Origin of the sequence: Janthinobacterium sp. RA13 (assembly GCF_000745325.1) — a bacterium.
Classification (GTDB): domain Bacteria; phylum Pseudomonadota; class Gammaproteobacteria; order Burkholderiales; family Burkholderiaceae_D; genus Janthinobacterium; species Janthinobacterium rivuli.
Genome location: NZ_JQNP01000001.1, coordinates 132,439 through 156,802, shown reverse-complemented (window position 1 = coordinate 156,802; position 24,364 = coordinate 132,439). Strand labels below are relative to the sequence as shown.

Sequence of the window (24,364 nt, the reverse complement as noted above, 5' to 3'; positions counted from 1 at the left end):
ACGGTGTTTAGCTTACAGGGAAACAATGAGTACCAGTTCATTCAATGCGCGGCGCCGGCAAAAATTTCTCCATGAAGACATTTACCATAACACGCGAAAAAACCAACTCGAATTATTTGAAGGACAACTTCTCAACAAAAATATCGCTGATTCGACACAAAGTCAAACGGTCATTTACCAGTTTTTGTATTTGGAAGCGTTCTGGATATGGATACTCGACTATACGGCAGGTGAACCGCTTGATGCACTGGCGCCGCGCATTGCAGACATCGTGGATAAATTTGAAGAATGGAACGAGGTGGATCAACTCTATCAGCAAGAATTGGCGCTCGATTTTCCAGAAGATGGGCCATATGAATATGAGGGTGCACCGCAGTTTTCCACCCTTTCCGACTATGAGGACACACTACAACTGCTCAGCATCGCCATCCTGCTGCGCGATCAGCGGTCGGTGCGACGCATCATCCACGTGCTGCGCAGCCACCGTGGCCACGATGGGCTGTTCGAGCAATTGATTGGTGCATATGTCGAGGACAGTCAAGACCTGGACACCTGCATTATCAGCAAGCCCTACAACACTCTGCTGCAAGTATTCTATGAAGAAGACGACAACGCTGCCTTAGCCCTGCTCCAGAAGTATTTGAAACAGTGGTATCCGGCCATGAAAAATCATCCGCGTTGGTACGATGAGCATCTCAACATCAACGAGGAAGGCTATGCCGCGTATTACGGTTACTGGGCCTTTGAAGCGGGGGCGACCGTCTTTATACTCGACCTGGACGACAGCCAGATCGACCATCTGGTCTATCCCAAAGACATGGTCGACTATGCGCGAACATTATGGGAAGAAGGCCGCTACACCAGTCAGGAAACAGAGCCACTGATACGCAAGGGGCGTGTCGAGGGCGGCCTGCCCTGCCCGCAAACAGGCTTCTGGGGAAACCCAGCAAAATTGCACAGCCGTAGCCATTTTGAGCAAGGCCAAATCATGCCTGTTTTTGACGATGCGGTACATGGCGAAACCATCTGGTACTGGAGTGAAGAACAATAATGAGTACAAGGGACAGTTTTCTTGGCAATGACGATATCGAAGAATTTGTTTCCGATCTCAAGGAGTGGCCGAATTCATCTTATGGAAATGACCAGATCACACATAATGTCAGCCCTTTCGTCAGATTTTATTTTCTCTACGACAGCAAGCATTATCTTGATACGTCACTGCTGATGGTGGATATACATGAGCAATTTGAGCGTCTGACGGGAAACCCCCTATCTTATTGGCGCGCACCCTGATTCGGAACGTCCTCACCCTTACGGCTCAAAGCGTTTGCCAGATCTGCGTGAATTTGCCCGAAAAAATGGGCCAGTAGCGAGTCGCATTGCTGCGTGTACCGGAAGACTGCATAGGCGTCGCAGCGAAGGAACCTAAAGAAAAAGAACGAACAGGAAACCAGATTGAGGAATAGACGATGAGCACAACGGAACGTTTTTTTACTGACGAAGATGTAGAGGGAATGGTTGCTGACCTCAAGGAATGGCCAAACATGTCCTGTGACGATGGAAATCAAGATCTGGGAGTGTCTCCTTTTATTACTTTCTATTTCTTATATGATACCAATCACTCTTTAACAACATCGCTACTGATGGTAGACATCCACGAAGATTTTGAGCGTTTAACTGGAATGCCTTATCTTTTCGCCACGCATCCAGATTCAGAACGGCCACATCGTTACGGGTCCAAACGCCTACCTGATTTGCGGGAGTTTGCGCACAAGAGAAAACCCGGTCAATCATTCATTTTCGATTTTTCTGATCAAAAAAATCACAGATCATCTCCTTCCACAGCGGGATATTTTTGGAAGATGAAAGATTACATGAACGATAATTCAGAACCGTCAAACAAGGTTTACTCATCCATTCAATTCTACTATCGCTGGTCATGGTGGAAGGACAACAAGAATGCGTGGCGGCAGTTTGTTCTGGAAACCATGGAAAAACTAAAACCTGATCAGGTTTACAGCGGCTTTTCGATGGCCAATCCGCTTGCCTTCGGTACCCGCTCGGCAGTGACCGTGTGGGAACGCTCTCTGGCGCCGCGATTTTTTGGTTTGGACATTGATTATCCTTTTTCCATGAGCGGCTCGCTGGCAGACGGCATCCGCCCGCCTACCTGGGGCTTTTTGCTATCGGATACGTGGCGTGAAAAATTGGACCTCAGCCGCGACCAGATAAAACTCAGCCTGCAGCATCCGCAAATCCGGATCGACGAGCTCGACTCCGGCCTATGGATCGAACTGGGCGAGGAGCCGGCACTCTACCCGGTAGAGGACGGCGTGCCGGAATTGCCGGCGCTGCTCAACAAGCTGCTCAAGCCGATCCGCAACGACCACATGGCGCTGCTGGGCTTTGGCCAATGGGACGGCGATCCCAACGAACGCTTCAACGATGCCGACTCGCTGCGCTGGATGCGGCGCTTCGACGCCGACAGCGACTGGCCCAGCGCCGAGCTGCGTCAGCGAGCAGCAAAAACGACGGGAAAACAATGATCACCGCCCCGTTCGACGTGCGGCGCCGGCAGAAATTTCTCTACGAAGATCTTTACCATAAAACGCGGGAAAATCAACTCGCGATAATAGATGTTGAACTCGAAAATAAAAGAATAGCCGACTCAATGCAGGGAAATGCTTCCGTCCATCATTTTTTGTATTTAGAAGAATTCTGGATCTGGATGCTCGACTATACCGCTGGTGAACCAATCGAGGCACTGGCGCCGCGCATCGCGGGTATCGTGGATAAATTTGAAGAATGGAATGAAGTCGATCAACTCTATCAGCAGGAAGCGGCGCTCGATCTTTCAGAAGATGGGCCATATGAATACGAGGGTGCGCCGCGGTTTTCCATCCTTTCCGATTATGAAGACACGCTTCAACTGCTCAGCATTGCCATCCTGCTACGCGATCAGCGGTCGGTGCGACGCATCATCCACGTGCTGCGCAGCCACCGTGGCCACGATGGGCTGTTCGAGCAATTGATTGGTGCATATGTCGAGGACAGTCAAGACCTGGACACCTGCATTATCAGCAAGCCCTACAACACTCTGCTGCAAGTGTTCCATGAGGAAGATGAGAAAGCTAGCTTGATCCTGCTTCAAAAATACCTGAAACAGTGGTATCCGGCCATGAAAAATCATCCGCGCTGGTACGATGAGCATCTCAACATCAACGAGGAAGGCTATGCCGCGTATTACGGTTACTGGGCCTTTGAAGCGGGGGCGACCGTCTTTATACTCGACCTGGACGACAGCCAGATCGACCATCTGGTTTACCCCAAAGACCTGGTCGATTATGCGCGAACATTATGGGAAGAAGGCCGCTACACCAGTCAGGAAACAGAGCCACTGATACGCAAGGGGCGCGTCGAGGGCGGCCTGCCCTGCCCGCAAACCGGCTTCTGGGAAAACCCAGCAAAGTTGCACAGCCGTAGCCATTTTGAGCAAGGCCAAATCATGCCTGTTTTTGACGATGCGGTACATGGCGAAACCATCTGGTACTGGAGTGAAGAACAATAATGAGTACAAGGGACAGTTTTCTTGGCAATGACGATATCGAAGGATTTGTTTCCGATCTCAAGGAGTGGCCGAATTCATCTTATGGAAATGACCATATCACACATAATGTCAGTCCTTTCGTCAGCTTTTATTTTCTCTACGACAGCAAGCATTATCTTGATACGTCATTGCTGATGGTGGATATACATGAGCAATTTGAGCATCTGACGGGAAACCCCTATCTTGTTGGCACGCACCCTGATTCGGAACGTCCTCACCCTTACGGCTCAAAGCGTTTGCCAGATCTGCGTGAATTTGCCCGAAAAACAAAAAAAGAAGACTATTTCGCCTTCAATTTTACCGATCAGAAAAATCATATTTCCTCTCCTGCCACGGCAGGATATTTTTGGAAAGTTCGGGACTATATGAACGACGACGCGGTGCCATCAAACAGAACCTATTCGTCGATTCAATTTTACTATCGTTGGTCATGGTGGCTCGAGAATAAAGACGCTTGGAGAAAATTTGTCCTTCAAACGGCTGGAATCCTTGATGCTGCACAGGTATACAGCGGCTTTGCCATGGCGACGCCATTGGCGTATGGCTCCCGATCAGAAGTCTCAGTCTGGGAACGTTCTCTGACAACCCATTTTTACGGACTTGATATCGATGATTATCTCGGCATGCACGGTGAATTGGTGGTAGGTATCCGTCCCCCCACGTGGGGCTTTCTGCTGTCGGACACCTGGCGCGAGAAACTGGATATCAGCCGCGAGCAGGTCAAGCTCAGCCTCCATCATCCAAGCATCAAAATAGAAGAACTCAGCGTGGGGCTATGGATTGAATTGGGCGAAGAGCCGTCGCTTTACCCGGTTGAAGATGGTGTCCCGGCACTGCCGGTATTACTCAACAAATTGCTCAAGCCGATACGTCATGATCATATGGGCCTGCTAAGTGGCGCCCAATGGAATGACGATCCCAACGAACGCTTAAACGACGCCGACTCGCTGCGCTGGATGCGGCGCTTCGATGCCGACAGCGACTGGCCCAGCGCAGAACTGCGTCAGCGAGCAGCAAAAACGACGGGAAAACAATGATCACCGCCCCGTTCGACGTACGGCGCCGGCAGAAATTTCTCTACGAAGATCTTTACCATAAAACGCGGGAAAATCTGCTCGCATTAATTGAAGTCCGACTTGCAAATAAAAAGATAGTGGAATCAACGCTGGAAAACTCTGTGGCGCATCAATTTCTGTATTTGGAAGCGTTCTGGATCTGGATGCTGGACTACACAGCGGGTGAACCGATCGATGCACTGGCGCCGCGTATCCCCGGCATCGTGGACAGGTTTGAAGAATGGAATGAGATCGATCAATTCTGTCAACAGGAGGCGGCGCTCGAGTTTCCGGATTATGGGCCGTACGAATACAACGGAGCGCCGGACTTTTCCACCCTTGCAAATTACGAGAACACGCTACAACTACTCAGCATTGCGATATTATTGCGCGATCAACATTCGGTCTTACGCATCATCCATGTGCTACGCAGTCACCGTGGCCAGGATGGCTTATTTGAGCAATTGATAGGCGCATATGTTGAGGATAAGCAAGATCTCGATTCGTGCATTCTCGAAAAACCCTATGATACTTTGCTTCAGGTTTTCTATGAAAATAATGAGAGAGAGACACTCAAACTGGTCCAGAAATACCTGAAACAGTGGTATCCAGCCATGAAAGGTCATCCCCGCTGGTACGACGGGCATCTGAGAATCAGGGACGAGGGATACGCTCCCTATTACGGTTACTGGGCATTTGAAGCGGGTGCGACGGTTTTTTTACTTGACCTGGACGACAGCCAGATCGACCATCTGGTCTACCCCAAAGACCTGGTCGATTATGCGCGCCAGCTACGGAAAGAGAGCCGCCACAGCAGCGTGGAGATGAAACCATCGGCCAAACGAGAACGCGGCGAATAAAATGAAAAATCCACCATTCGATGATCGCCGCCGCCAACAATTTCTTTGTCGGCAGTTATATGAAAAAACCCTGGAGAATTCACGTGCGCTGCTACAAGTTCAGCTAAGAAACAAGGAATCAGCTGAATGCGCTGGAGACACCAGTTTGGCTTGCCATTTCCTATATCTGGAAAATTTCTGGATCTGGATGCTGGATTACACCGCTGGCGTGCCAATCGAGGAACTTGCGCCACGGCTGTCCGATATCGTGGACAGGTTTTCGGAATGGAACGAAGCCGATCAACATCAACAAAAGAAAATGTTGTCGCAATACCCCGAGTATGGCCCATACAAATACAGGGCGGCGCCAAATTTCGGCGACCTTTCCGATTATGAAGATACGCTGCAATTACTAAGTGTCGCCATATTATTGCACGATCAGCGCTCGGTCATGCGCATCATCCGCATATTTCGCAGCCACCGAGGACAGGACGGCCTGTTTGAACAGCTGATTGGCGCATATGTGGTCGATAAGATGCCCCTCGATACCTGCGTACTGGGCCAGCCCTACGAGACGTTGCTGCAGACGGTATATGAAAGCGATGAAGGTGCGGCACAAACTCTCATTAAAAAATATTTGAAGCAGTGGTACCCTGCCATGAAGGATCATCCACGCTGGTACAACGGCCATCTGCGCATTAGCGACGAAGGCTACGCTCCCTATTACGGTTACTGGGCATTTGAAGCCGGTGCAATGGCCTTTGTGTTTGACCTCGATGACAGCGGTATCGATCATTTCGCCTACCCGACAGATCTCGTTGCGTATGGGCGTGCACTGCGCGAGGAAAACCGTTATACCAGCATAGATATGAATGCGGCGGGCGATGTCGGACATGTCGAAGGCAAACAGCCCTGCCATGACACGGATTTTCGGGAGTAAGGATGCAGACTCTGGACGAACACACTTTTTTGGCTGGTCGAACGCCTGCTGGCCTTTTCCGTCGATGGCAGGGACACCGCCTGGCCAACATGCACGCGCCGCCAGCCCTATGTCAAGACGCTCAAGATATTTGCGGCAGAAAAACAAGCGCGTCCGGCATTGATGCAGGACTACCTGGCAAAATGGTATGACGCCAGCCGCCGCGAACCCTACCATGACAGCCACGCGCGCGACACGTCATTTTCGGGCTACTGGTCATGGGAAGCGGCAGCCATCACCTGCCTGCTCGATATCGACGACAGCAGCTATCGCGATGCCGCATTCTATCCCGCCGACCTGGTGGCATTCCAGCGTCAGCCACCCTCCATGCGATTGGATCCAGCATGAGCAACAAACCCGCCGTGATGGCAGCCTGTCTCATTTTCGCCATGCCCGCGCTTGCGCACGCCACCGACGGCCCCTTCCCAGGGATTTACTCCGTCATCGATCCCGTCACGGGCATGACACAGGATGTGCTGAAGATCAAACCCTTCATCGATGGCGAATTCAACGTCTTTCCCCGTTTCGCGGGCGAACGGGCATGGGCCGGCGTGCTCTCCGCCAAGGTCATGGGCGCCAAGGATCGCTACCTGGCGGAAGCATTATTCCCTCAGGACGGCAAGGTGCGCGCCCTGGCGATAGAGGACATCGGCTACCTCTACTACACGCCCGGCGGAAGTTATTCGCGCGACGGCCGCTCGGATACCGGCTACCTGAGCCATATCTTTGCCATCGGCATCAAGTCCATGCAGCGCCGTCCGCTGCTGGCAGGCCATGCCGAACGGGGCGAGCGCGGCCAGCATGACTACCGGCCTGGGGCCGATGAGGCAAAGATAGCGGTCAGCACCTTGAACTACAGCGCCCGGCCCATCCAGGTCGGCGTCAGCGATGCCGGCAATCCGGCCAACGCCGTCGATACCGATCCCCTGAACCCTTACATGAGCAGCGCCGCCAATTGCTGTTTCTACCTGCCAGCCGCCCCACAGAAGCCGGTACAGCTCAACATCGAGTACCACTGGCTACCGGACGGCAAGCCGGAAACGCGCACCTTGCCGCTGCCGGCCGGCACCGCCACCGAGGAACTGCTGGTCATCGTGCAGGCCGATGGCAAGCTGGCGCTGGAATTTCGCGCCCCGCACGCGTCGCTGTCGATGACGGCCGATGGCAGTGTCGAGGCTGGCAATGGCCGGCTGTATCCGGCCCTGCCCGCCGCCGAGCGCAAGGCCGTGCTGGCCGCGGAACTGGCGCGTCAAAAAAAATCGCTACAAGACATCACCAGGAAACTGGAGAAAATGCCCGCGACGACATCGATGCAGCTCACGCAGCAGGTGGCAGAACAGGTCGCAGAGCGGCAGAGCGCCGTGACCTATCTGGAAGCGTTTTCCGCATGCAAAGCGGCCGTGCGCGAGTGCGACAAGCAAGCCAGGGCGGCGGTCCGCGCCAGATAGCGGCAAAGCCCGTTTCTGCTAGGCTATCGCCGTATCGCCACCTGCCGACGCTTCTTTCGGCACCAGCATCGCCTCTTTTACGCCGCCCAATTCCGGTTTTGAACCCTCATATCGCCAGTAAAGATATTTCTTGCCTCGTTTCCCCATGAAATACTGCCGGTTTCGGGACCAGCGACTGGCTTCAACAAAGCCGATACTGGCGTCAGTCATCTGATTCTTGAATCCCGCAACAGAATCATGCACATAACGATCGAAGAATTTGTCAAATAAAGTCCGCTCCGCAACCGACATCGACTTTCGGAGCTTGCCTTTCCAGGCATCGTAGATCGCGTCTTCCAGCGGTTCCGTGGCACTACGAAAAAAGCCTGTTTTCTTTTCTGCGATGTTCTGCACGTCGCGTTCCCATTCGCTGTCCGTCGTGGTCATGTATTTATCCGGCGTGGCATACATGACGGACTGCCCCTTTGCGATGATGGCTTCGCGTTCTTTGCGCGCCGCGCGCTGGCGTTCCGTGCGCCCCCAGCGCCAATGATAGTAATTGTTCATGTGGCTGATGACTTGTTTCTCGAGCCGCTTGTCTGCGCTGACGTGCTTCATGTAGGTGTCGAAGCATCCCTGCAATTCGCTGCTGATGTTAAACAGCGAGCCATATTCCTGAAGAACCTCTTCGGGAGACTTGAACGGCACCCCCGCCGCATATGCCGACAGATACATATTGCACAGCGGAATGCGCGACAACTCGTTTGAGCGTCCTTCCTGATTCATGTCGTCATAACCGCCGCCCACGTCGGAGTGTGCCCCGGGATAAAGGGTTTCCCGGCAGTTTGAGTCAGTGGCCTGATCGATTCGAATAGAATCGGATGGAAATTTCTCCCGCACTTCATGCGCTGCGACATAATGTTCGCAGAAGCGCACGTATGGTGGAATACGCAGATCGGCGGCCCATTCCGCATGGCCGCCCTCGTCTGCCAAATACATCACGCCCCCCCACACAGGTCCCAGGTAATATTTGAGATCGGACTCAAGGCGACTGCCGCCAAACCCCACCGAGGCCACGGTATCAAAAATGCCGAGGAAGTAAATCACCAGACGCGGCTGAATAAATCCACCACTTTTGGTCCAGATCAGTCCATCTCCTTGCTGATAACATTGTCCTGCCAACTGACGCACAAAGGCCCGCGCCTGGGCTGCCCCCCGACTGAAGCCAAACACCGCAACATTGATTTGATTTACATGCGGCATGTGTTTGTCCACCCGCATCTTGAACTCCTTCAGCATCCAGCTGATCCGGGCCTGCCCTTTTGCAGCAGATGCCATGCCGAGCGCCCCATCGATTCCATCACCACTATCCTGAACCTCTGGAAACGGCGTGCCGACCCCTGGCGCATATATCGCGTAGGTCTTGTTTTTTTCATCTTCAGCCGTATGCGCAAATTTTCCCAATTTCGCAATATTGCTGTACTTTACCTTCGACGAAGCCAGCGAGCCATTGCCATCTTTTTTGAAATTATTTCCAGTGCCGTCAAAAAAACAACTGATCCAGACGGGCTTTCGGCAATCCGACTCCTTCGCACATTTTTCCAGTTCCTTGCGATAAATTCCTCGCGCAAGCCGCTCACTCTTCGTGACGTCGCTAAGCCGGCGTATCGTTGGATTGCTCATGGTCTATTCCCTGTGCGGTGTCCGCGGTATGCCATAAAAAGGATTCTCGATTTCCTGCTTGCAGAACTGGCCTTGGGGAAGGCGCGCCGAATGCAGTTTTACCTGCTCGGCAGCAAGCGGCGCCTGCGTCTTGAATGTGCCCAGATGTGCCTGAACCGTACCATCGGCAAGAAAGTGCAAAAGCACGATGGTTGGGCGCTCGGGCCCTTTGGCGGGCAGGATGTCAACAGTAGCCTGACACCAGCGGCTTCCAGGAGCACTGATCCTGGAAGTGCGTTCGTCATAGTCGACACTCGATTTTCCATCGTGGTAGGTCGTATCGAAAACCACGCTCCAGACCACGCGCACGCGCAGCGGTTTATCCACAGGACTATCCCAGATGAAACAGCAATTTCCACTGCTGAAACTGACTTTTTCACCATTGTCCATTTCCGCCTCGCTTGCGTCGCGAAAAAAAATGGAACCGCCGCTGGGCGCTTCATCGACATTGAATGGCAGTGAAATGCCCTTGAATGCGATCGAATAAATATCGTACGGCGTGTAGTTATATGACGTCGTAGTGAAGGTTTTCTCGTTTAATTCCTGTTGCAAGCGTTCTTCCTTCGCCCTGGAATCGCAAGCGGCCAAAATAAATAGGCACAACACGATGGAGGCCAGTTTTTTCATGTCGGAATCGCATTCATATTGGAAGAGGAAACTTCTTCGAGCGCAGCCCATTGCCCAGGAGTCCAGGCCAGGATCCGGTCACTGAAGGACTGCGCCGTTCCTTCGGCCTGCAAAGCGATGGCGGCGAGTGGCGCCAGATGAAAATCGGCACCTAACATGAGCGACAACATGCAGTAACTTTTCAAGTCTGTGGGCGAACTTAATCCATATGCCTGCGCCCTGCCCAGTTGTTCAAAAAAAAAGTCGTAGCGCTGATCCGGAGGCAAACCATCGAGCGCCTGCGGATCATCGCTCTCCATTTGCTTCATCAGCATGTACGGCGATGCTCTATGCATCAGTTCGAGATATTGATGTTGTGTCAAAAGCATGCGTTCACTGTCAGGCGGGGCAGGCGCCTCATTTTTCTCGCCCGGTACAATTTGTGGCACCCCACGCACGTCCTTGTACAACCAGCCCGTGATGCCTGCGAGTGCAGTCTTGCGCTGCGCCGTTTCCAGCACGTCCAGCCAGTGCGGCAGGATAAGCGGATCGTAGTAGCGCATGATCCACTCGGTACCGTCATCGTGCACCACCTCTGTCAACCAGGTCAGCCGTTCTAACAATTGCTGCAGGGGCTGGCCAGAAACAATCAGCGACATAAAATGGGCGCTGCCAGCAGTGCACAGCAATTTGGCGAGCAAGGGACATTTCTCGCGCTGTATATGCCGCAACAATATCGGGCCAGCGTACAGGGCGTCCGGCTCAGCCAATTCACCCAACAGGGAATACAACTCAACGCTGTGATCGCCAGGCAAGCGGATACGGGCCACACCATCCAACTTGGCACCATCAATCAAGCTGTAGAGGGACTCCCCCTTGTCGAGAGCAGGACTATCGAGCAGCGCAAGCAACTGCAAACCACACGCGGGGGTCCCGCCATCGTTTTCGCGCATGATCATTCCCCCTTCGCGGCAAAGGGCGAGCCGCTCCTGGCCGCATTTAACAGGCATTCCTTGCAAATACTGCGAGGCATTACCGGCAGTGGATAGCTTGCACGGGATGGCCCGTCAAAACTCTTCTTGCCGGCATGCACCGTGATCTTGCCGGGGCACTGCACGGTGATGTTGCCGCCCTCGATGGTGATGTTGGCGCCGCCCGCCGTCGACAGGCGGATGCTTTTCGCCGCCGCCCAGTCGATGTGCGCGGCGGCGCTGACGATATTGACTTCCTCGCGCGCCTGCACGTTGAGCACGTCGGCCTGCGCCTGCAGGTCGATGGCTTGTTTGGCGGCAATCAGTTGCAAGCCGATATTGTTCTCGCCCGCCTTGACGACGCCGGCCAGCGCGCCGATGGCCTGGCCGCTGTGCACGCGCAACTGGCCGCCACCGACGAACTGGGTGTCCTGGCCGCTCATCAGGGAGGTGGTTTCGCCATTGACCAGCTGGATATCCTGGCCCGCCAGCACGCCCAGGCCGGCGCGGGCGGCGATGGCGATGATGGCGTCGCTGCTGTGCGGCAGCTTGTCGTCGCCGGGACTGGTCGGCTTGCCCGCTGCGTCGCTCCTGGCGGCGGCCGTATTTTCCTGGCTCAGCATGCCGGAAACGCTGGTCAGGAACGCCGGCAAGGGTGCCGCCTTTTCGTCGAGCACGCTGGCATTCGCCTTGGCCGGGCCCAGGTGGCTGGCATACGCGACCGTCTTGTGCGTGACGGCGGCGGCGCTGAAGGTTGCACCCAGCTTGGCGGCCTGCTTGAGCAAGACCATGCCGGGCGCATTGTCGCCGGCCGGATCGCGCGCCTGCGCGTCGTGGTTGACGAGGTAGCTGGAAATCAATAGCCCGGCGCCGGCCCGCACGGCGCCGTAAGCGTCGGTGCGCAGCTCGGCGCCCGTGCCGCGCAGGCTGCCCCGGTAATTGTCGGCTGCATGGATCAGGTGGCCAAGATTGAGTTCGCTTGCCGCATGGCTGCTCTTGAGCTGGATGCGCCCTTGCTGGTCGGTATCGTCGAACAGCAACTGGTTATAGCCAGAGCCGGAGCCGGCGGCGCCGAATTCCTTGCTGCGGATGCCCCATTGCGCCGCGCCGTTGCGGTGGCCGGCGCTGCCGCCAGCCGCGCCATGCCAGAGCGGGCTGTTGCCGCCGGCCACGTTGCCCTGCGCCGATGGTGCATGGTCGCGCGCCGGCTCGAAGACGCTGGCGTCCGCGGGCTTGTCCGTGATGCCGCCCGGCGTGGGCGCGACGCCGCCCTCGCCTTGCCCGTTGTACAGGGCGCCGACGATGATGGGCCGGTCGATATCGTTTTCCAGAAATTGCACCAGCACTTCCTGGCCGATGCGCGGCAGGAACTGGCTGCCCATGCCGCCGCCGGCCGAGCGCTGCGCCACGCGCACCCAGCAGGTGGCGCTGCCGTCAAGTTGCCAGTGGAAACGGATGCGTACCCGGCCCAGCTTGTCGCAATGGATTTCGCTGCCGCCGCTGGCGCTGGTGCCGCCGTCGGCGCCGACGACGATGGCGCTCTGGCTGCCGCAGGCCGTCGGTTTCGGGTGGTGGCGCGCGTCGCCGCCGTCATGCACGGGGCGCCATGGCGTATCGGCCGCGATCGCTTCAATATGGTTGGCATAGCCGCTCTCGGCCGCCTGCGCGATCACTTGCTGGAATTGCGCGATATCGCGCGGCGCCAGCGCCTGGCCAGCCAGGCTTTCCTGCAGCAATTCGGGGATGGGGCCGAACAGTTCAGCCAAGCCCTGCCGCGCGGGCGCCGGCAGATTATTCACGCCCACGCTGCATACGCGCAGCACCACCAGTGCCGGCGCCTCGGCGCCGTCCTGCTGCAGCGGTCCCTGCGTCAGGGTAAAGCGCGTGCCGGCACGCAAGGTGCGCACGGTCGAACGCGCCTGCCAGCGCTCGCCGCGCGCTTCGATCGCCTGCATCTGCAGCAAGGCGTAGCGTTCGGCCTGGGCCGCACTGGCATAGAAATACTGGCCCGGCGTGTCATAGCTTTCCAGCGCGGGCGCGTTTTTCCCGCCCGGCGCCAGCCGCGTCGGCACGCTGGCGCTGACGGCTTTCTTGGCCTTGTAATCGTAGCTGAGCACGCTCGCCACCGCCGTGCGCAAGACGCGCGCCCGGCTGAGCGCCTGGATGGAATCGGCCTGTTCCATGGCCCGCGCGCCATGAAAACGGATGCCGCCGCCTTGCGCGCTGCTGGCGTCTTCCGGCACCGCGCTCAAGGCGCTGCTGTCGGCGAACAGCACCAGGCAATGGCCGCCCTCATGTTCTTCAAAACGCCAGGCCAGGCCTTCTTCGCTCAGCAGGCGCGTGACGAAAGCCAGGTCCGACTCGCGGTACTGGCAGCAATAGCTGCGCGGCTGCGCCTCGGCCATGAACGGTCCCGTGTCGCCGCTCCAGCGCCAGTCGGCTTGCGGCGCGTACGCCTGGAACACGCTGTCGACGATCTCGATTACGCTCTTGTCTTGCCAGACGCGGCTGTTGCGTACCTGGCTCAACAGCCATAGCCACGGCGTCAGGCGCAGCCGGAAACGGGCCAGTCCGCCATCGCTGCCCAGCATGGCTGCTGCGCTGATATAGCCGGAAAACTGCGTGCGCGTGCCATCGGCCAGGCTGGCGTGCAGCGCGGCCGGCTTGCCCAGCAACGGCGCCAGCGCCACATTCGCCTGCGTGGACAGCACTATGATGTCGCGCGCGCCCACGGTTTGCAATTGCTCGTCGGCGACAAACGCTTCCACCAGCCACTGTGCCGTCCCGCCCTCGCCGCCGTCCAGCGACAGCTCATACAGCCGCGTCACGCTGCTGAAACCAGCCAGGGAAGCGTTGACCTGATCGGCGCTGGCGGCACTCATTTTCCGCCTTTCGCGGCAACTTGCCCGGCCTTGCATTGCGCGTTGCCGGCATGACCCTGGCAGGCGCGTGCGCGGCACGCCACGGCGGCGTCGCGCTTGAGCGCCGCGCATTGCTGCAACTGGGTCCGCAGGCCGGAAGCGGTTTTCTTCGGCACTGGCGCGGCCTGCGTGTGGGCCAGCAGGGCCGACAGCAGGGCGACATCGCTGTCTTCGGCGCGGCGCGCGGGCGTGGCAGCCGGCCCTTTCACCGGTGGCTTTTTGGCTGCAGGACGGGGGGCCTTGACCGCCGGTTTCACGGCAGCCGGTGGCGGCGATGGCGTTTCCAGCGCCTTGCTCAGCACATCGTCGGGATGCGCGGCACGCGCGTTCCCGGCAGCGGCCGTGGCGGCTGTGGCGGTCGCGCCGGCATCGAGCATCTCGCTCAGGCTCTGCTGCGGCGCCTCGTCATGGATGCTGGCGACGGCCGGCGGCGGCGCCACGGCGGCGGGTGCGGCGGTGGCGGCGGGCAGGGGAAGCGGCGCAGCGTCGTCGCCAGCCCGTTCTCCGCGCTGGCCCAGCCAGATGCCTGCGGCCAACAAGAGCAGCAGCGCGGCCACCGCGCCCATGCCCCCGCGCAGCGCCAGACTGCCGCGCCTGGCCCTGACGGGCGAGCCGGTATTACCACCCTCGAGCGTGGTCAGGATGCGGTTACGGTCGGCCTCCGCCTGCTGCGCCTGGGTCAACAGGCTGGGCCGGGCCGGGAGCCGGGGGCTATCGTCATGAGTTCGCAAAATGTGCGCTCCTGTAATATTTGCAAGACTTTACGCTATTCAACAAAATCATGACGCGTGCCATAAAATCAACAGTGCGCACCCCCCGCACAATTGAAAAAAGCCCCCCTTAATTATCAGTTTTGTAAGATATACTTCCAGGCAATATCCATCGCTTCCCTGTTTTCCCTGATGGACAGCACCGTTCCCCGCAGCCAAACATTTTTTGATTGAGGTTAGCGTGTTCCTACTCGCGGTAGCGCTGTATTTCATCCTGGCATGCCTGATCAGCTGGCTGATCCTGTTTCCTGCCGGGCGCGATTTCGTGCTGCACGCCGTCGATGGCGCGGAGCAGCGCCTCGCCGCCTGCCTGCAGCGCGTGGCCAGGCGCCGGCAGACGGGCATGGCCAGCCTGGGACTGCGCGGCGCCACGCTGTGGGCCCGCACTGCCGACCTGCTGCGCCGTCATTACCTGCTGTGTCTCGCAGGCGTGGTCGCGATCAGCCTGCCGACCCTGCTGGCCCTGATGGCCGACAGCAAATCCATGCTGGGCGCCTACGATGTGTCGACGCGGGAAATGAATACGCAGGTGGCAAGCCTGTTGCAGGGCGAGCAGCTGGTGCCGCCCGTCGACCTGCCGCCGCTGGTGTTTGCCACCGAAGAAGTGCGCCAGGAGCGTCCGCTGCTGGTATCGGCCAGCCGCAACTGGACCTTGCTGAATGTGGAATACGCCCAGCGCCTGCTGCTGGTCTTCAAGATCATGAAGGAAAAACATGGCTACGAGATGGCGCTGCTGGAAGGCTACCGCAGTCCCGAGCGGCAAGACATGTTGGCAGGCATGGGCCCCAACGTCAGCAACGCGGCCGCCTTTCAAAGCTGGCACCAGTACGGCCTGGCGGCCGACTGCGCCTTCCTGCGCAATGGCAAGCTGGTCATATCCGAGAAGGACCCATGGGCCATGCGCGGCTACCAGCTGTATGGCGAAGTGGCCGAATCGGTCGGCATGACCTGGGGCGGACGCTGGAAGATGATGGATTTCGGGCATACGGAACTGCGCCTGCCCGGCGTCATGAAAAAACACTGAAGGGAGCGCGTATGGCGGGTCCGGTAATCAGATTAGGCGACAAGACATCGCATGGAGGCACCGTGCTGGAAGCATCGGCGGTGAGCGACAGCGGCGGCATCGGCATGGCGCGGGTCGGCGACAAGGTCGCCTGTCCCCTGCCCGGCCATGGCGTGTGCCCCATCGTCAGCGGCGACTCCAGCCTCATCGTCGATGGCAAGCCCGTGGCGCGCCACGGCGACAAGACCAGCTGCGGGGCGCTGCTGATCGCCAGCCAGCAAGCCACCACCGACCAGGCATGACGACCCTGCCCATATGCGGAGGAGCCCGCTGATGCGCCCCTGGTTGCGACGCTGCCTGCTGACCGTGTCCGTCTTTGCGCTGAGCTGGACGGGCGCCATCGCCTACTGGCGCGACAGCACGCGCATGCCGACGCCGGGCGAGCTGGCCGGCGCCATGCTGGCGCTGCCGCTGGCCCTGCTATTCATGCTGTGGCTGGGTAAAAAAGTGCTGGCCAGGCTGCTGGCCGGGCCAGCCCTGGCGGCGCCGGGCCCTGCCGCGCCCCTGCAGGCCGAGGCGGCGACACCTCCCGCGGCGGCGGTGCCGCTGCATATCGTGGCCGCCAGCCTGCGCATGCCGGGCGGCGCCACGCCGTCAGAATTGCTGGCCGCCATGCGCTCGCGCCAATGCCGTCCCGCGCTCGACGGCCAGTTGCTCGATGCGGACGGCTATCCCCTGCTGTGCGCCAGGGTGGACGGCATCGACGAAGAGCTGCAGCAGCAATTGCTGGCCGCCTGGCTGCGCGAGCATCCGCAGGCCGGCCTGGCCAGCGAACCGTTTCCCTTCAATCCGGAAGACTTGCGCGCGCTGGCCCTGGGCGCCGTGGTGCTGGCCGAACTGGTGGACGAAGCCCTGCAGCATGCGCTGTCCGCAGGTGCACCGGCCTCGCCAGCCAGCGCGCTGCCCATGCTGCGGCTGCACCTGCTGATGCCGGCCTCGTGGAACGCCGCACAGCACCAGGCCGGCGACGCCTGGCTGCGCCATCTGGCGCGCGAACAGGGGTGGCCGGCGCAGCAATTGCTGCCGCCCACCGAGCCGGCCACCCGGCAAGCGGCGCCGTTTGCCCTGTTGAACCAGCTTGCCGGCCACGCGGCGCCGCTGCAGCCGCCCTGCCTGTCCATCGTGCTGGCCTGCGATTCGCACCTGGGCGAGCTGCGCGTGCATGTCCTGGCGAGCCAGGAGCAGCTGTTCAGCGCCAGCCAGACGAATGGACAGATTCCCGGCGAAGGCGCGGCCGGCCTGCTGCTGGACATCCCAGGCGCGGCGCCACCACTGGACGAGCCGGTGCCAGTCCTGCTGCACCGCGCCGCCACGGGCGAACGGCCGCAAGGCGCCAGCCAGCGGGGAGCGGCCGACAAGAACATGCTGGCGGACCTGGGCAGGCAGGCGCTGGCGGCGGCCGGCGACGATGCGGCGGCCGGCATCGCGCTGGTCAGCGCCGATACCGACCAGCGCGCCAACCGCATGCTCGAACTGATGCAGTGCGCCGGTGCCCTCTTGCCCCAGCTGGACCTGGGCGAACAGGTGCTGGGCGTCGGCGCCGCATGCGGCCAGTGCGGCGCCGTCACGACGCTGGCCGCCCTGGCCATGGCACGGCAGGCGGCAGCCGACGACGGCGCGCAAGTTTTATGTTTCAGCAACCTCGATCCACTCCAGCGCGGCGCCCTCGTCATTGGTCCGCCCGCGCAAAACAGTCACAGCACCACCTGATACACAGCGACGTCCCATTCACGCACCTTAACGGTTTGCACACGATAAAACTATGATGCAACGATTCTGGCACTTCCTGACTTCACGCACCAGCCTGCTCATCCTCGGCATCGCGGCCGCCGTCCTGCTGCTCTTCGCCTGCGCCGTCATTTTCGACTGGCCAGCCATCCGGCTGCTGCCCTTCCTGGCCGCGGCGGCGCTGCTGGGCGCCATCGTGTGGTGGCTGCGCCGCCGCCGACGCCGGCGCGAGGGCGCCAGTTTCAACAGCATGCTGGAGCAGCAGGCGGCCGGCGCCGCGCCCAAGGCCGGCCCGGTGCAGCGCGAGGAAACCGAAGCCATCCGCAAGCGCATGCTCGAAGCGATCAATACCATCAAGACATCGCGGCTGGGCCAGCTGTCGGGCGATGCCGCGCTGTATGAATTGCCGTGGTACATGATCATCGGCAATCCCGCCGCCGGCAAGAGCACGGCGATCGCCAATTCCGGCCTGCAGTTTCCTTTTGTCGACAGCAAAATCGTGCAAGGCATGGGCGGCACGCGCAACTGCGACTGGTTTTTCACCACCGACGGCATCCTGCTCGACACGGCCGGGCGCTACGCCATCAACGATGAAGACCGCGCCGAGTGGTTCGGCTTTCTCAACCTGCTGAAAAAACACCGCAAGCGCGCGCCGATCAACGGCATCATCATCGCCGTCAGCATTGCCGAGCTGACCGGCAGCAAGCCCGAATTCGCCATCGAACTGGCCAAGAACCTGCGCCAGCGCGTGCAGGAACTGACGGAGAAGCTGGAAGTCCATGCGCCCGTGTACGTGGTATTCACCAAGGCCGACCTGATCACCGGCTTCAGCGAATTTTTCCACGATGCCGAGCGCTCCGAACGCGACAAGGTCTGGGGCGCCACCCTGCCCTACGGCGTCAACAACTCGAAGCAGGACGTGCTGGAACAGTTCGACCAGCGTTTCGACGAGCTGTACGATGGCCTGAAAGACCTCAGCCTGGCCAATATGTCGCTGCTGGGACGCGAGCGCATGCCGCCCGGCGTGTTCACCTTCCCGCTGGAATTCAGTTCCGTGAAAGGGCCGCTGCGCGCCTTCATCGCCACCCTGTTCGAGGAAAACCCGTTCCAGTTCAAGCCCGTCTTCCGCGGCTTCTATTTCACCAGCGCGCTGCAGGAAGGCGCTTCCGTCTCCGCCTCGTCGGAACGGGTGGCGCAGCGCTTCGACCTCAAGCCGCAGCCGCAGGAACACCAGGCTGTCCAGGCCCAGGACCAGCACGGCTACTTCCTGCTGAACCTGTTCCGCAAGGTGATCTTCGCCGACCGGGAACTGGTGGCGCAATACGCCAGCCCGCGCAAGACGCGCTTGCGCTATGCCACGTTTTTCACCGCCATCACGCTGGCCGGCCTGGCGCTGGGCGGCTGGAGCTGGTCCTACCTGGCCAACCGCCAGCTGGCGGCCAACGTCCAGGCCGACCTGGAACAAGCCATCAAGGTGCAGGACAAGCGCCTGGATCTGCAGTCGCGCTTCCAGGCCCTGGAAATCATGCAGGACCGCATCGAGCAGCTGGAAGCGTACCGCAGCAAGCGGCCACTGGCGCTCAGCCTGGGCCTGTACCAGGGCGATTTGCTGGAGCGCAAACTGCGCGAGGAGTATTTTTCCGGCCTCAAGGAAGTCATGCTCGCGCCGGTGGCGCAATCGCTGGAATCGTTCCTCGCGGAAGTGAACGCGGGCGCCGACCAGCTGCAGCCGCTGACGGCCGTGCCAGCCGGCACGACGGCCGCGACCACAGCCAGTGCGCCAGTCAGTGCGGCAAGCCAGCCCTTCAAGGATGCCGCGCCGACGAATGTCGAGGATGCCTACAATGCCCTGAAAACCTACCTGATGCTGGGCGACAAGTCGCGCGCCGAGGCCGGCCACCTGAACGACCAGCTGACCCGCTACTGGCGCGGCTGGCTCGACGCCAACCGGGGCAACATGCCGCGCGAACAGATGATCCGCAGCGCCGAGCGCCTGATCTCGTTCTACCTGACGCAGATCGACGATCCGTCCTGGCCGCAGATCGAGAACAAGCGGGCCCTGGCCGACCAGTCGCGCGACAGCCTGCGCCGCGTGGTGCGCGGCATGCCGGCGCGCGACCGCGTGTATGCGGACGTGAAGGCGCGCGCCGCCACGCGCTTCCCGTCGATGACGGTGGCGCGCATCGTTGGCGAGCAGGACAAGGAACTGGTGCTGGGCAGCTACGCCATCCCCGGCACCTTCACGCGCGACGCGTGGGAAAAATACATTCAGCAGGCGTTCCAGGAAGCGGCCAACCGCGAATTGCAAAGCGCCGACTGGGTGCTCAAGACGGCGTCGAAGGATGACCTGACCCTGGAAGGCAGCCCGGAACAGATCCAGAAGGCGCTGGTGGAACTGTACAAGACCGATTACGCCAGGGAGTGGCAGAAATTCCTCCAGGGCGTGAGCATCCGCGAATTGAACGGGTTCGACAACGCGGCGCAGGCGATGAACCGCCTCGGCGATCCGCAAGCGTCGCCCCTCAACAAGCTGATCGAGACGGTGTACCAGGAAACCTCGTGGGACAACCCTTCGCTGCTGGGCCAGGGCTTGCAGCGCGCCCAGCGCGGGGCGATGGACTGGTTCCGCGAAACGGTGCTGCGTCAGAAGCCCGCCGTCGCGGCGCCGGGCCAGGCCGGCGGCGCCATGCCGATGGGACCCGTCGGCCGCGAATTTTCCGGCGTGGCGCGCCTGGTGGTGGCGCGCGACAAGGAAGCCTCGCCCATGCGCGGCTACCTGGCGGCCCTGTCGAAGCTGCGCGTGCGCTTCAACCAGATCAAGAACCAGGGCGACACGGGCCCCGGCGCCAAGCAGCTGATGCAGCAGACGCTCGATGGCAACGGCTCGGAGCTGGCCGACGCGCTCAAGTACGTGGACGAGCAGATGCTGACCGGCATGAGCGACCAGCAAAAGCAGGCCATCCGCCCGCTGCTGGTGCGCCCGCTGATGCAGACCTTCGCCGTCATCGTCAAGCCGACCGAAACGGAGATCAACAAGGTCTGGCTGGCGCAGGTGCTCGAACCGTTCCAGAAAACCCTGGCGCCGAAATATCCGTTCGCGCCCGACTCGCGCATCGAGGCAAGCAATGCCGACATCGGCCAGGTCTTCGGCCCGGAAGGCGCCATCGCCAAGTTCTTCAACACCACCATCGGCCCGCTGGTCGTGCGGCGCGGCGACGCCATCAGCGCCAGGACCTGGGCCGCGATGGGCATCACCCTGGCGCCGCCGGTGGTGGCCAGCCTGCCCGGCTGGGTCGCCCCGCTCAGCGCCAACGGCGTGGCCACGGCGGCCGGCGCCGCCGAAGCGCAGACGCGCTTCGACCTGCAGGCACTGAATGCGCCCGGCGCCGCCGAATACACGATCGAGATCGATGGCCAGGCGCTGCGCTGGCGCGGCCAGCCGCAGCCCTGGGTGCACATGGTCTGGCCCAACCCGCAGGGCGTACCCGGCTCGCGCATCAGCGCCATCACGCCGGAAGGGCGCACCGTGGTGCTGCTGAACGAACCGGGGCATTTCGGCCTGAAGAAGATGATCGACTCGGCCAGGCGCACACGCAAGGAGGGCGGCGTATTCGAACTGAGCTGGGAAAACAGCGGCGTCACCGTGACGGCCAACCTGAAGATCGTGACCGCGCCCGCGCCAGCCGCCACCTCCGCCGGCAACCAGGGTTTCCGTGGCCTGAAACTGCCGGAATCGGTCGCCATCGGCGCGCCGGAAACGGCCACCGCCATCGCCGGGAACACGCCATGAGCCGCCCTACCGTTACCCAGATCGGCTATTTTGGCAAGATCCCCAGCCGCGGCGACTTCATCAAGCACGGCGACAATCCGCCCCTGCTGAAGATGCTCGATGACTGGCTCGCCAACGCCATGGAACTGATGACGGCCGATGCGCGCTGGAAGCTCACCTACGATGCGCTGCCGCCGCTGCATTTCGCCTTCATCGGCCCGCGCCGCGGCCGCGCCATCGCCGGGCATATTGCCGCCAGCAGCGATGCCTCGTCGCGCCGCTTTCCCTTCCTGATGATGGGCGCCATGGAAGTGGCGCAGCCGGCCGGCTTTGTACCAACCAGTCCGCTGGTGCTGTCGCGCCTGTGGAACCGCCTCGATGCCCTGAGCGCCGAGATGTGCGGCGCGGCGGCCGGCGCCGCGCTGCCGGCGGCCGCCGCGGGCGCCAGCATCGAACTGGACTTGCGCGGCAGCGCCTACGAGGCCGCCTTCGACGATTTTCTCGCCTTGCAGACGGTGGGCGCGCTCGACGCCCTGCTGGCGCCCACGGGTTTTGGCGGTTCCGTGCGCCAGGTGCTGCTGGCCCTGGGCATGCTGCTGCAGCCCGTCATGGCCAGCAGCTCCAGCCGGCTGGAAAAAAGCCTGGAACTGCCGCTGCCGGCCGACCCGCTGTACCGCAACCTGGTGGCGGCCTTCTGGATGCACCTGATCTCCCCGTTCCTGGCGCGCGCCGACTTCGAACTGGCGCTGTTCATCACCCGCATCCGCGGCCGCCATGCGCTGGTGCTGGGCTTTTGCGGCGCCTCGGCGCAGACCCTGCACGCCATCATGGAACCGCAGGCGGCGCTGGAGCACCACATCGCCTTCGACGACCTGGCCTGGGTCGAGGAACACGCCGACAGCGACTACGCCATCAAGAAAGCCTCGAGCTACCTCGCACAGGCCAACCTGTCACTCAAATCGGCGCACGACACGTTTCGTGCCGCCTTCATCGGGACTTGATCATGCGCCACATCCACCTTGCCATCCTTCTCAGCCTGGTCTTCGCGCCGGCCGGCGCCAGCGCGCAAAGCGCCGCCGCGCCGGCGGCCACTGTCTCGGCGCCCGCCGCCGCCACGCCGCAGCCGGGCCAGGTCCTGGCCAGCGGCACGGTGCCGGACGAAGCGGCCAAGGCGGCGGTGCTGGTGCGCCTGCGCGAACTGTACGGCGCCGACAAGGTGGTCGACCAGATCGCCGTCGGCCAGGTCGCGCAGCCGGCCAACTGGAACGCCTATGTGCAAAAGCTGCTGACGGCGGACCTCAAGCAGATCCGCCGCGGCCAGCTGAAGATCGAAGGCAGCGTGGTCAGCGTGCGCGGCGAAGTGGCCAACGAGGCGCAGCGGCAAAAGATCGCCAGCGACTTCGCCACCAGCCTCAATCCCACGTACACCGTCAACAACGGCTTGCGCGTGTCCGCCTCCGAGCAGAACATCCTCGACGGCGCGCTGGCCAACCGCACCATCGAATTCGAGAGCGGCAAGACCACGCTGACGCCGTCGGGCCGCGCCATCCTCGACGAAATGAGCGCGGCGCTGCACAAGCTGGCGGGCCGCAAGGTGGACATCATCGGCCACACCGACAACCTGGGACTGCGCGCCAGCAACCAGAACCTGAGCCAGGCGCGCGCCGAGGCGGTCAAGACCTACCTGGCCGGCAAGGGCATCGACGGCGATCTGCTCAGCGCTTCAGGACAGGGCCCGGACCGTCCCATCGCCAGCAATGACAGCGCCGATGGCCGCGCGCGCAACCGCCGCATCGAATTTCGCATGGTCCAGTAAGGCCGCCATGCCGCCAGCAAGCCATCCGCCCCACTGCCGAGAACACACATGATTTCAGCCGACCAGCTCCTACTTCCCATCAGCGCCGAGCAGCCATGCGGCGTCGACCTGTCCTTCTCCACCGACTTCGACGCCATCGGCCAGGCGCGCAAGTTCGACGACCCCACGCTCGACCAGGGCGAGTGGGTCACCGACCTGAAGGAAGCCGACTGGGCCTTCGTCCAGCAGCGCTGCGCCGCCCTGCTGGGCACAAAGAGCAAAGACTTGCGGCTTGCCGCCTGGCTGGCCGAAGCCAGCGCCAGGCAAGACCATTTGCGCGGCCTGGGCGAAGGCTATCGCCTGCTGGCCGGCCTGCTGCGCCAGTACTGGGACCTGGGCCTGTACCCGCAGCCCGATGGCGACGACCACGAGCAACGCATCGGCAACCTGAGCTGGATCCTGGCGCGCACGCCATCCCTGGTGCGCGCCATGGCGCTGACGGACAAGCAATCGGGCGGCTGGTCGACCATCGACTTCGAGACGGCGCGCAAGCGGGCCGCCAGCAACCAGGACGGCGTCAACGGCACCAGGCTGGTGGACATGGAGGCGGCGCGGCGCGCCACGTCGGCGCAGTTCCGCGCCGCCTTTGCCGCCGACGCCCAGTTCTGCCTGGACGCGCTGGCCGAGCTGGAACAGGCCGCCGATAGCCGCCTGGGCAAGGATAGTCCGGGCTTTTCGCTGGCGCGCGAGGCGCTGCAGGCGATGCAGCTGGCCCTGCCCGCCGCAGCCGTCGCCATCCCTGCCGCCAGCGTCGCCGCCGCACCGGTGCCGGCTGGCGGCCTGGCGGCACCGGCCGCCGTACCGGCGCTGCCGCCGGCGGCGCCCGGAGAATTGCAAAGCCGCGCCCAGGCGCTGGCGCAGCTGCGCCAGGTGGCGCAGTACTTCCGCCAGACGGAGCCGCACAGCCCCGTCTCGTACTTCGCCGACAAGGCCGCCAACGCGGGCGAACAGAATTTGCACGAATGGCTGCGCGGCGTGGTCAAGGACGGCGCCTCGCTGGCCCACATCGAGGAGCTGCTGGGCATCGCGCCCGGCAGCGGCCACTGAAGCGG

21 protein-coding genes are annotated in these 24,364 nt (G+C 61.0%); 16 read left to right on the top strand and 5 right to left on the bottom strand.

The genetic code is table 11. The features are described from left to right. Positions 1 to 25 precede the first annotated feature (25 nt). The 9 genes from FG13_RS28625 to FG13_RS00620 all read left to right on the top strand — a co-directional run bounded on the left by FG13_RS28625 (position 26) and on the right by FG13_RS00620 (position 7,928). Positions 26 to 1,051: a PoNe immunity protein domain-containing protein gene (locus FG13_RS28625; RefSeq protein WP_051958282.1), complete on the top strand. Its 1,026-nt coding sequence runs from the start codon at positions 26 to 28 to the stop codon at positions 1,049 to 1,051. Then, complete coding sequence (locus FG13_RS00655; RefSeq protein WP_035817482.1) at positions 1,051 to 1,293, top strand: hypothetical protein; 243 nt, start codon at positions 1,051 to 1,053, stop codon at positions 1,291 to 1,293. Before FG13_RS28625 ends, FG13_RS00655 begins: the two co-directional genes overlap by 1 nt. A 176-nt stretch (positions 1,294 to 1,469) precedes the next feature. Next, entirely contained in the window at positions 1,470 to 2,546 is a 1,077-nt protein-coding gene (locus FG13_RS30590; RefSeq protein WP_081922351.1) for a type VI immunity family protein, read from the top strand. Next, on the top strand, positions 2,543 to 3,568 hold the full coding sequence (locus tag FG13_RS00645) for a PoNe immunity protein domain-containing protein (RefSeq protein ID WP_081922350.1): 1,026 nt from the start codon (positions 2,543 to 2,545) through the stop codon (positions 3,566 to 3,568). Before FG13_RS30590 ends, FG13_RS00645 begins: the two co-directional genes overlap by 4 nt. Beyond that, the gene (locus FG13_RS30585) at positions 3,568 to 4,644 is read left to right on the top strand and encodes a type VI immunity family protein (RefSeq protein ID WP_200880236.1); all 1,077 of its coding nucleotides are present in this window, start codon (positions 3,568 to 3,570) and stop codon (positions 4,642 to 4,644) included. The genes FG13_RS00645 and FG13_RS30585 overlap by 1 nt, the downstream gene beginning before the upstream one ends. After that, positions 4,641 to 5,522, top strand: a complete 882-nt coding sequence (locus FG13_RS28610; RefSeq protein ID WP_051958274.1) for a PoNe immunity protein domain-containing protein — start codon at positions 4,641 to 4,643, stop codon at positions 5,520 to 5,522. Before FG13_RS30585 ends, FG13_RS28610 begins: the two co-directional genes overlap by 4 nt. 1 nt (position 5,523) lies before the next feature. Continuing rightward, positions 5,524 to 6,441, top strand: coding sequence for a PoNe immunity protein domain-containing protein (locus FG13_RS00630; protein ID WP_081922349.1), 918 nt, complete (start codon positions 5,524 to 5,526; stop codon positions 6,439 to 6,441). A gap of 33 nt (positions 6,442 to 6,474) precedes the next feature. Further along, a complete protein-coding gene (locus FG13_RS29245) occupies positions 6,475 to 6,828 on the top strand; it encodes a PoNe immunity protein domain-containing protein (RefSeq protein WP_081922348.1) in 354 nt (117 codons plus the stop codon). Continuing rightward, positions 6,825 to 7,928: a hypothetical protein gene (locus FG13_RS00620; RefSeq protein ID WP_035817478.1), complete on the top strand. Its 1,104-nt coding sequence runs from the start codon at positions 6,825 to 6,827 to the stop codon at positions 7,926 to 7,928. The genes FG13_RS29245 and FG13_RS00620 overlap by 4 nt, the downstream gene beginning before the upstream one ends. Before the next feature lie 18 nt (positions 7,929 to 7,946). Here the strand turns inward: FG13_RS00620 and FG13_RS00615 are convergent, their stop codons facing one another. From FG13_RS00615 to FG13_RS00595, 5 genes are read right to left on the bottom strand one after another with little or no spacing between them, the layout of a single operon-like run. After that, positions 7,947 to 9,590: a T6SS phospholipase effector Tle1-like catalytic domain-containing protein gene (locus FG13_RS00615; RefSeq protein WP_051958272.1), complete on the bottom strand. Its 1,644-nt coding sequence runs from the start codon at positions 9,588 to 9,590 to the stop codon at positions 7,947 to 7,949. Between the two features lie 3 nt (positions 9,591 to 9,593). After that, positions 9,594 to 10,256, bottom strand: a complete 663-nt coding sequence (locus tag FG13_RS00610; protein ID WP_035817477.1) for a DUF3304 domain-containing protein — start codon at positions 10,254 to 10,256, stop codon at positions 9,594 to 9,596. Then, positions 10,253 to 11,188, bottom strand: a complete 936-nt coding sequence (locus FG13_RS00605) for a DUF4123 domain-containing protein (protein ID WP_161784129.1) — start codon at positions 11,186 to 11,188, stop codon at positions 10,253 to 10,255. The genes FG13_RS00610 and FG13_RS00605 overlap by 4 nt, the downstream gene beginning before the upstream one ends. Before the next feature lie 2 nt (positions 11,189 to 11,190). Beyond that, on the bottom strand, positions 11,191 to 14,088 hold the full coding sequence (locus FG13_RS00600; protein WP_051958270.1) for a type VI secretion system Vgr family protein: 2,898 nt from the start codon (positions 14,086 to 14,088) through the stop codon (positions 11,191 to 11,193). Beyond that, the gene (locus FG13_RS00595; RefSeq protein ID WP_152598639.1) at positions 14,085 to 14,858 is read right to left on the bottom strand and encodes a hypothetical protein; all 774 of its coding nucleotides are present in this window, start codon (positions 14,856 to 14,858) and stop codon (positions 14,085 to 14,087) included. Before FG13_RS00595 ends, FG13_RS00600 begins: the two co-directional genes overlap by 4 nt. Before the next feature lie 220 nt (positions 14,859 to 15,078). Between FG13_RS00595 and FG13_RS00590 the strand changes: the two genes are divergently transcribed. Genes FG13_RS00590 through tssA form a run of 7 tightly spaced genes read left to right on the top strand, consistent with a single transcriptional unit; the run spans position 15,079 to position 24,359 of the window. After that, positions 15,079 to 15,921, top strand: coding sequence for a M15 family metallopeptidase (locus tag FG13_RS00590; RefSeq protein ID WP_051958267.1), 843 nt, complete (start codon positions 15,079 to 15,081; stop codon positions 15,919 to 15,921). An 11-nt stretch (positions 15,922 to 15,932) separates the two neighbouring features. Continuing rightward, positions 15,933 to 16,202 (top strand): PAAR domain-containing protein, encoded by a 270-nt coding sequence (locus tag FG13_RS00585; protein ID WP_035817470.1) that lies wholly within the window; start codon positions 15,933 to 15,935, stop codon positions 16,200 to 16,202. Positions 16,203 to 16,233: 31 nt separating this feature from the next. Further along, entirely contained in the window at positions 16,234 to 17,670 is a 1,437-nt protein-coding gene (locus FG13_RS00580) for a hypothetical protein (protein WP_035817468.1), read from the top strand. Positions 17,671 to 17,725: 55 nt separating this feature from the next. Beyond that, positions 17,726 to 21,478, top strand: coding sequence for a type VI secretion system membrane subunit TssM (gene tssM / locus FG13_RS00575; RefSeq protein WP_035826700.1), 3,753 nt, complete (start codon positions 17,726 to 17,728; stop codon positions 21,476 to 21,478). Further along, positions 21,475 to 22,458, top strand: coding sequence for a type VI secretion system-associated protein TagF (gene tagF, locus FG13_RS00570; protein WP_035817466.1), 984 nt, complete (start codon positions 21,475 to 21,477; stop codon positions 22,456 to 22,458). Before tssM ends, tagF begins: the two co-directional genes overlap by 4 nt. Before the next feature lie 2 nt (positions 22,459 to 22,460). Beyond that, entirely contained in the window at positions 22,461 to 23,273 is an 813-nt protein-coding gene (locus FG13_RS00565) for an OmpA family protein (RefSeq protein ID WP_035817463.1), read from the top strand. Positions 23,274 to 23,321: 48 nt separating this feature from the next. Next, positions 23,322 to 24,359, top strand: a complete 1,038-nt coding sequence (gene tssA, locus FG13_RS00560; protein ID WP_051958263.1) for a type VI secretion system protein TssA — start codon at positions 23,322 to 23,324, stop codon at positions 24,357 to 24,359. Positions 24,360 to 24,364 lie beyond the last annotated feature (5 nt).

What these genes read in the sequence shown, in the direction of transcription:
- FG13_RS28625 (WP_051958282.1), top strand. Translation starts at nt 26, where the DNA reads ATGAGTACCAGTTCATTCAATGCGCGGCGCCGGCAAAAATTTCTCCAT.
- FG13_RS00655 (WP_035817482.1), top strand. Translation starts at nt 1,051, where the DNA reads ATGAGTACAAGGGACAGTTTTCTTGGCAATGACGATATCGAAGAATTT.
- FG13_RS30590 (WP_081922351.1), top strand. Translation starts at nt 1,470, where the DNA reads ATGAGCACAACGGAACGTTTTTTTACTGACGAAGATGTAGAGGGAATG.
- FG13_RS00645 (WP_081922350.1), top strand. Translation starts at nt 2,543, where the DNA reads ATGATCACCGCCCCGTTCGACGTGCGGCGCCGGCAGAAATTTCTCTAC.
- FG13_RS30585 (WP_200880236.1), top strand. Translation starts at nt 3,568, where the DNA reads ATGAGTACAAGGGACAGTTTTCTTGGCAATGACGATATCGAAGGATTT.
- FG13_RS28610 (WP_051958274.1), top strand. Translation starts at nt 4,641, where the DNA reads ATGATCACCGCCCCGTTCGACGTACGGCGCCGGCAGAAATTTCTCTAC.
- FG13_RS00630 (WP_081922349.1), top strand. Translation starts at nt 5,524, where the DNA reads ATGAAAAATCCACCATTCGATGATCGCCGCCGCCAACAATTTCTTTGT.
- FG13_RS00620 (WP_035817478.1), top strand. Translation starts at nt 6,825, where the DNA reads ATGAGCAACAAACCCGCCGTGATGGCAGCCTGTCTCATTTTCGCCATG.
- FG13_RS00615 (WP_051958272.1), bottom strand. Translation starts at nt 9,590, where the DNA reads ATGAGCAATCCAACGATACGCCGGCTTAGCGACGTCACGAAGAGTGAG.
- FG13_RS00610 (WP_035817477.1), bottom strand. Translation starts at nt 10,256, where the DNA reads ATGAAAAAACTGGCCTCCATCGTGTTGTGCCTATTTATTTTGGCCGCT.
- FG13_RS00605 (WP_161784129.1), bottom strand. Translation starts at nt 11,188, where the DNA reads ATGCGCGAAAACGATGGCGGGACCCCCGCGTGTGGTTTGCAGTTGCTT.
- FG13_RS00600 (WP_051958270.1), bottom strand. Translation starts at nt 14,088, where the DNA reads ATGAGTGCCGCCAGCGCCGATCAGGTCAACGCTTCCCTGGCTGGTTTC.
- FG13_RS00585 (WP_035817470.1), top strand. Translation starts at nt 15,933, where the DNA reads ATGGCGGGTCCGGTAATCAGATTAGGCGACAAGACATCGCATGGAGGC.
- FG13_RS00580 (WP_035817468.1), top strand. Translation starts at nt 16,234, where the DNA reads ATGCGCCCCTGGTTGCGACGCTGCCTGCTGACCGTGTCCGTCTTTGCG.
- tssM (WP_035826700.1), top strand. Translation starts at nt 17,726, where the DNA reads ATGCAACGATTCTGGCACTTCCTGACTTCACGCACCAGCCTGCTCATC.
- tagF (WP_035817466.1), top strand. Translation starts at nt 21,475, where the DNA reads ATGAGCCGCCCTACCGTTACCCAGATCGGCTATTTTGGCAAGATCCCC.
- FG13_RS00565 (WP_035817463.1), top strand. Translation starts at nt 22,461, where the DNA reads ATGCGCCACATCCACCTTGCCATCCTTCTCAGCCTGGTCTTCGCGCCG.
- tssA (WP_051958263.1), top strand. Translation starts at nt 23,322, where the DNA reads ATGATTTCAGCCGACCAGCTCCTACTTCCCATCAGCGCCGAGCAGCCA.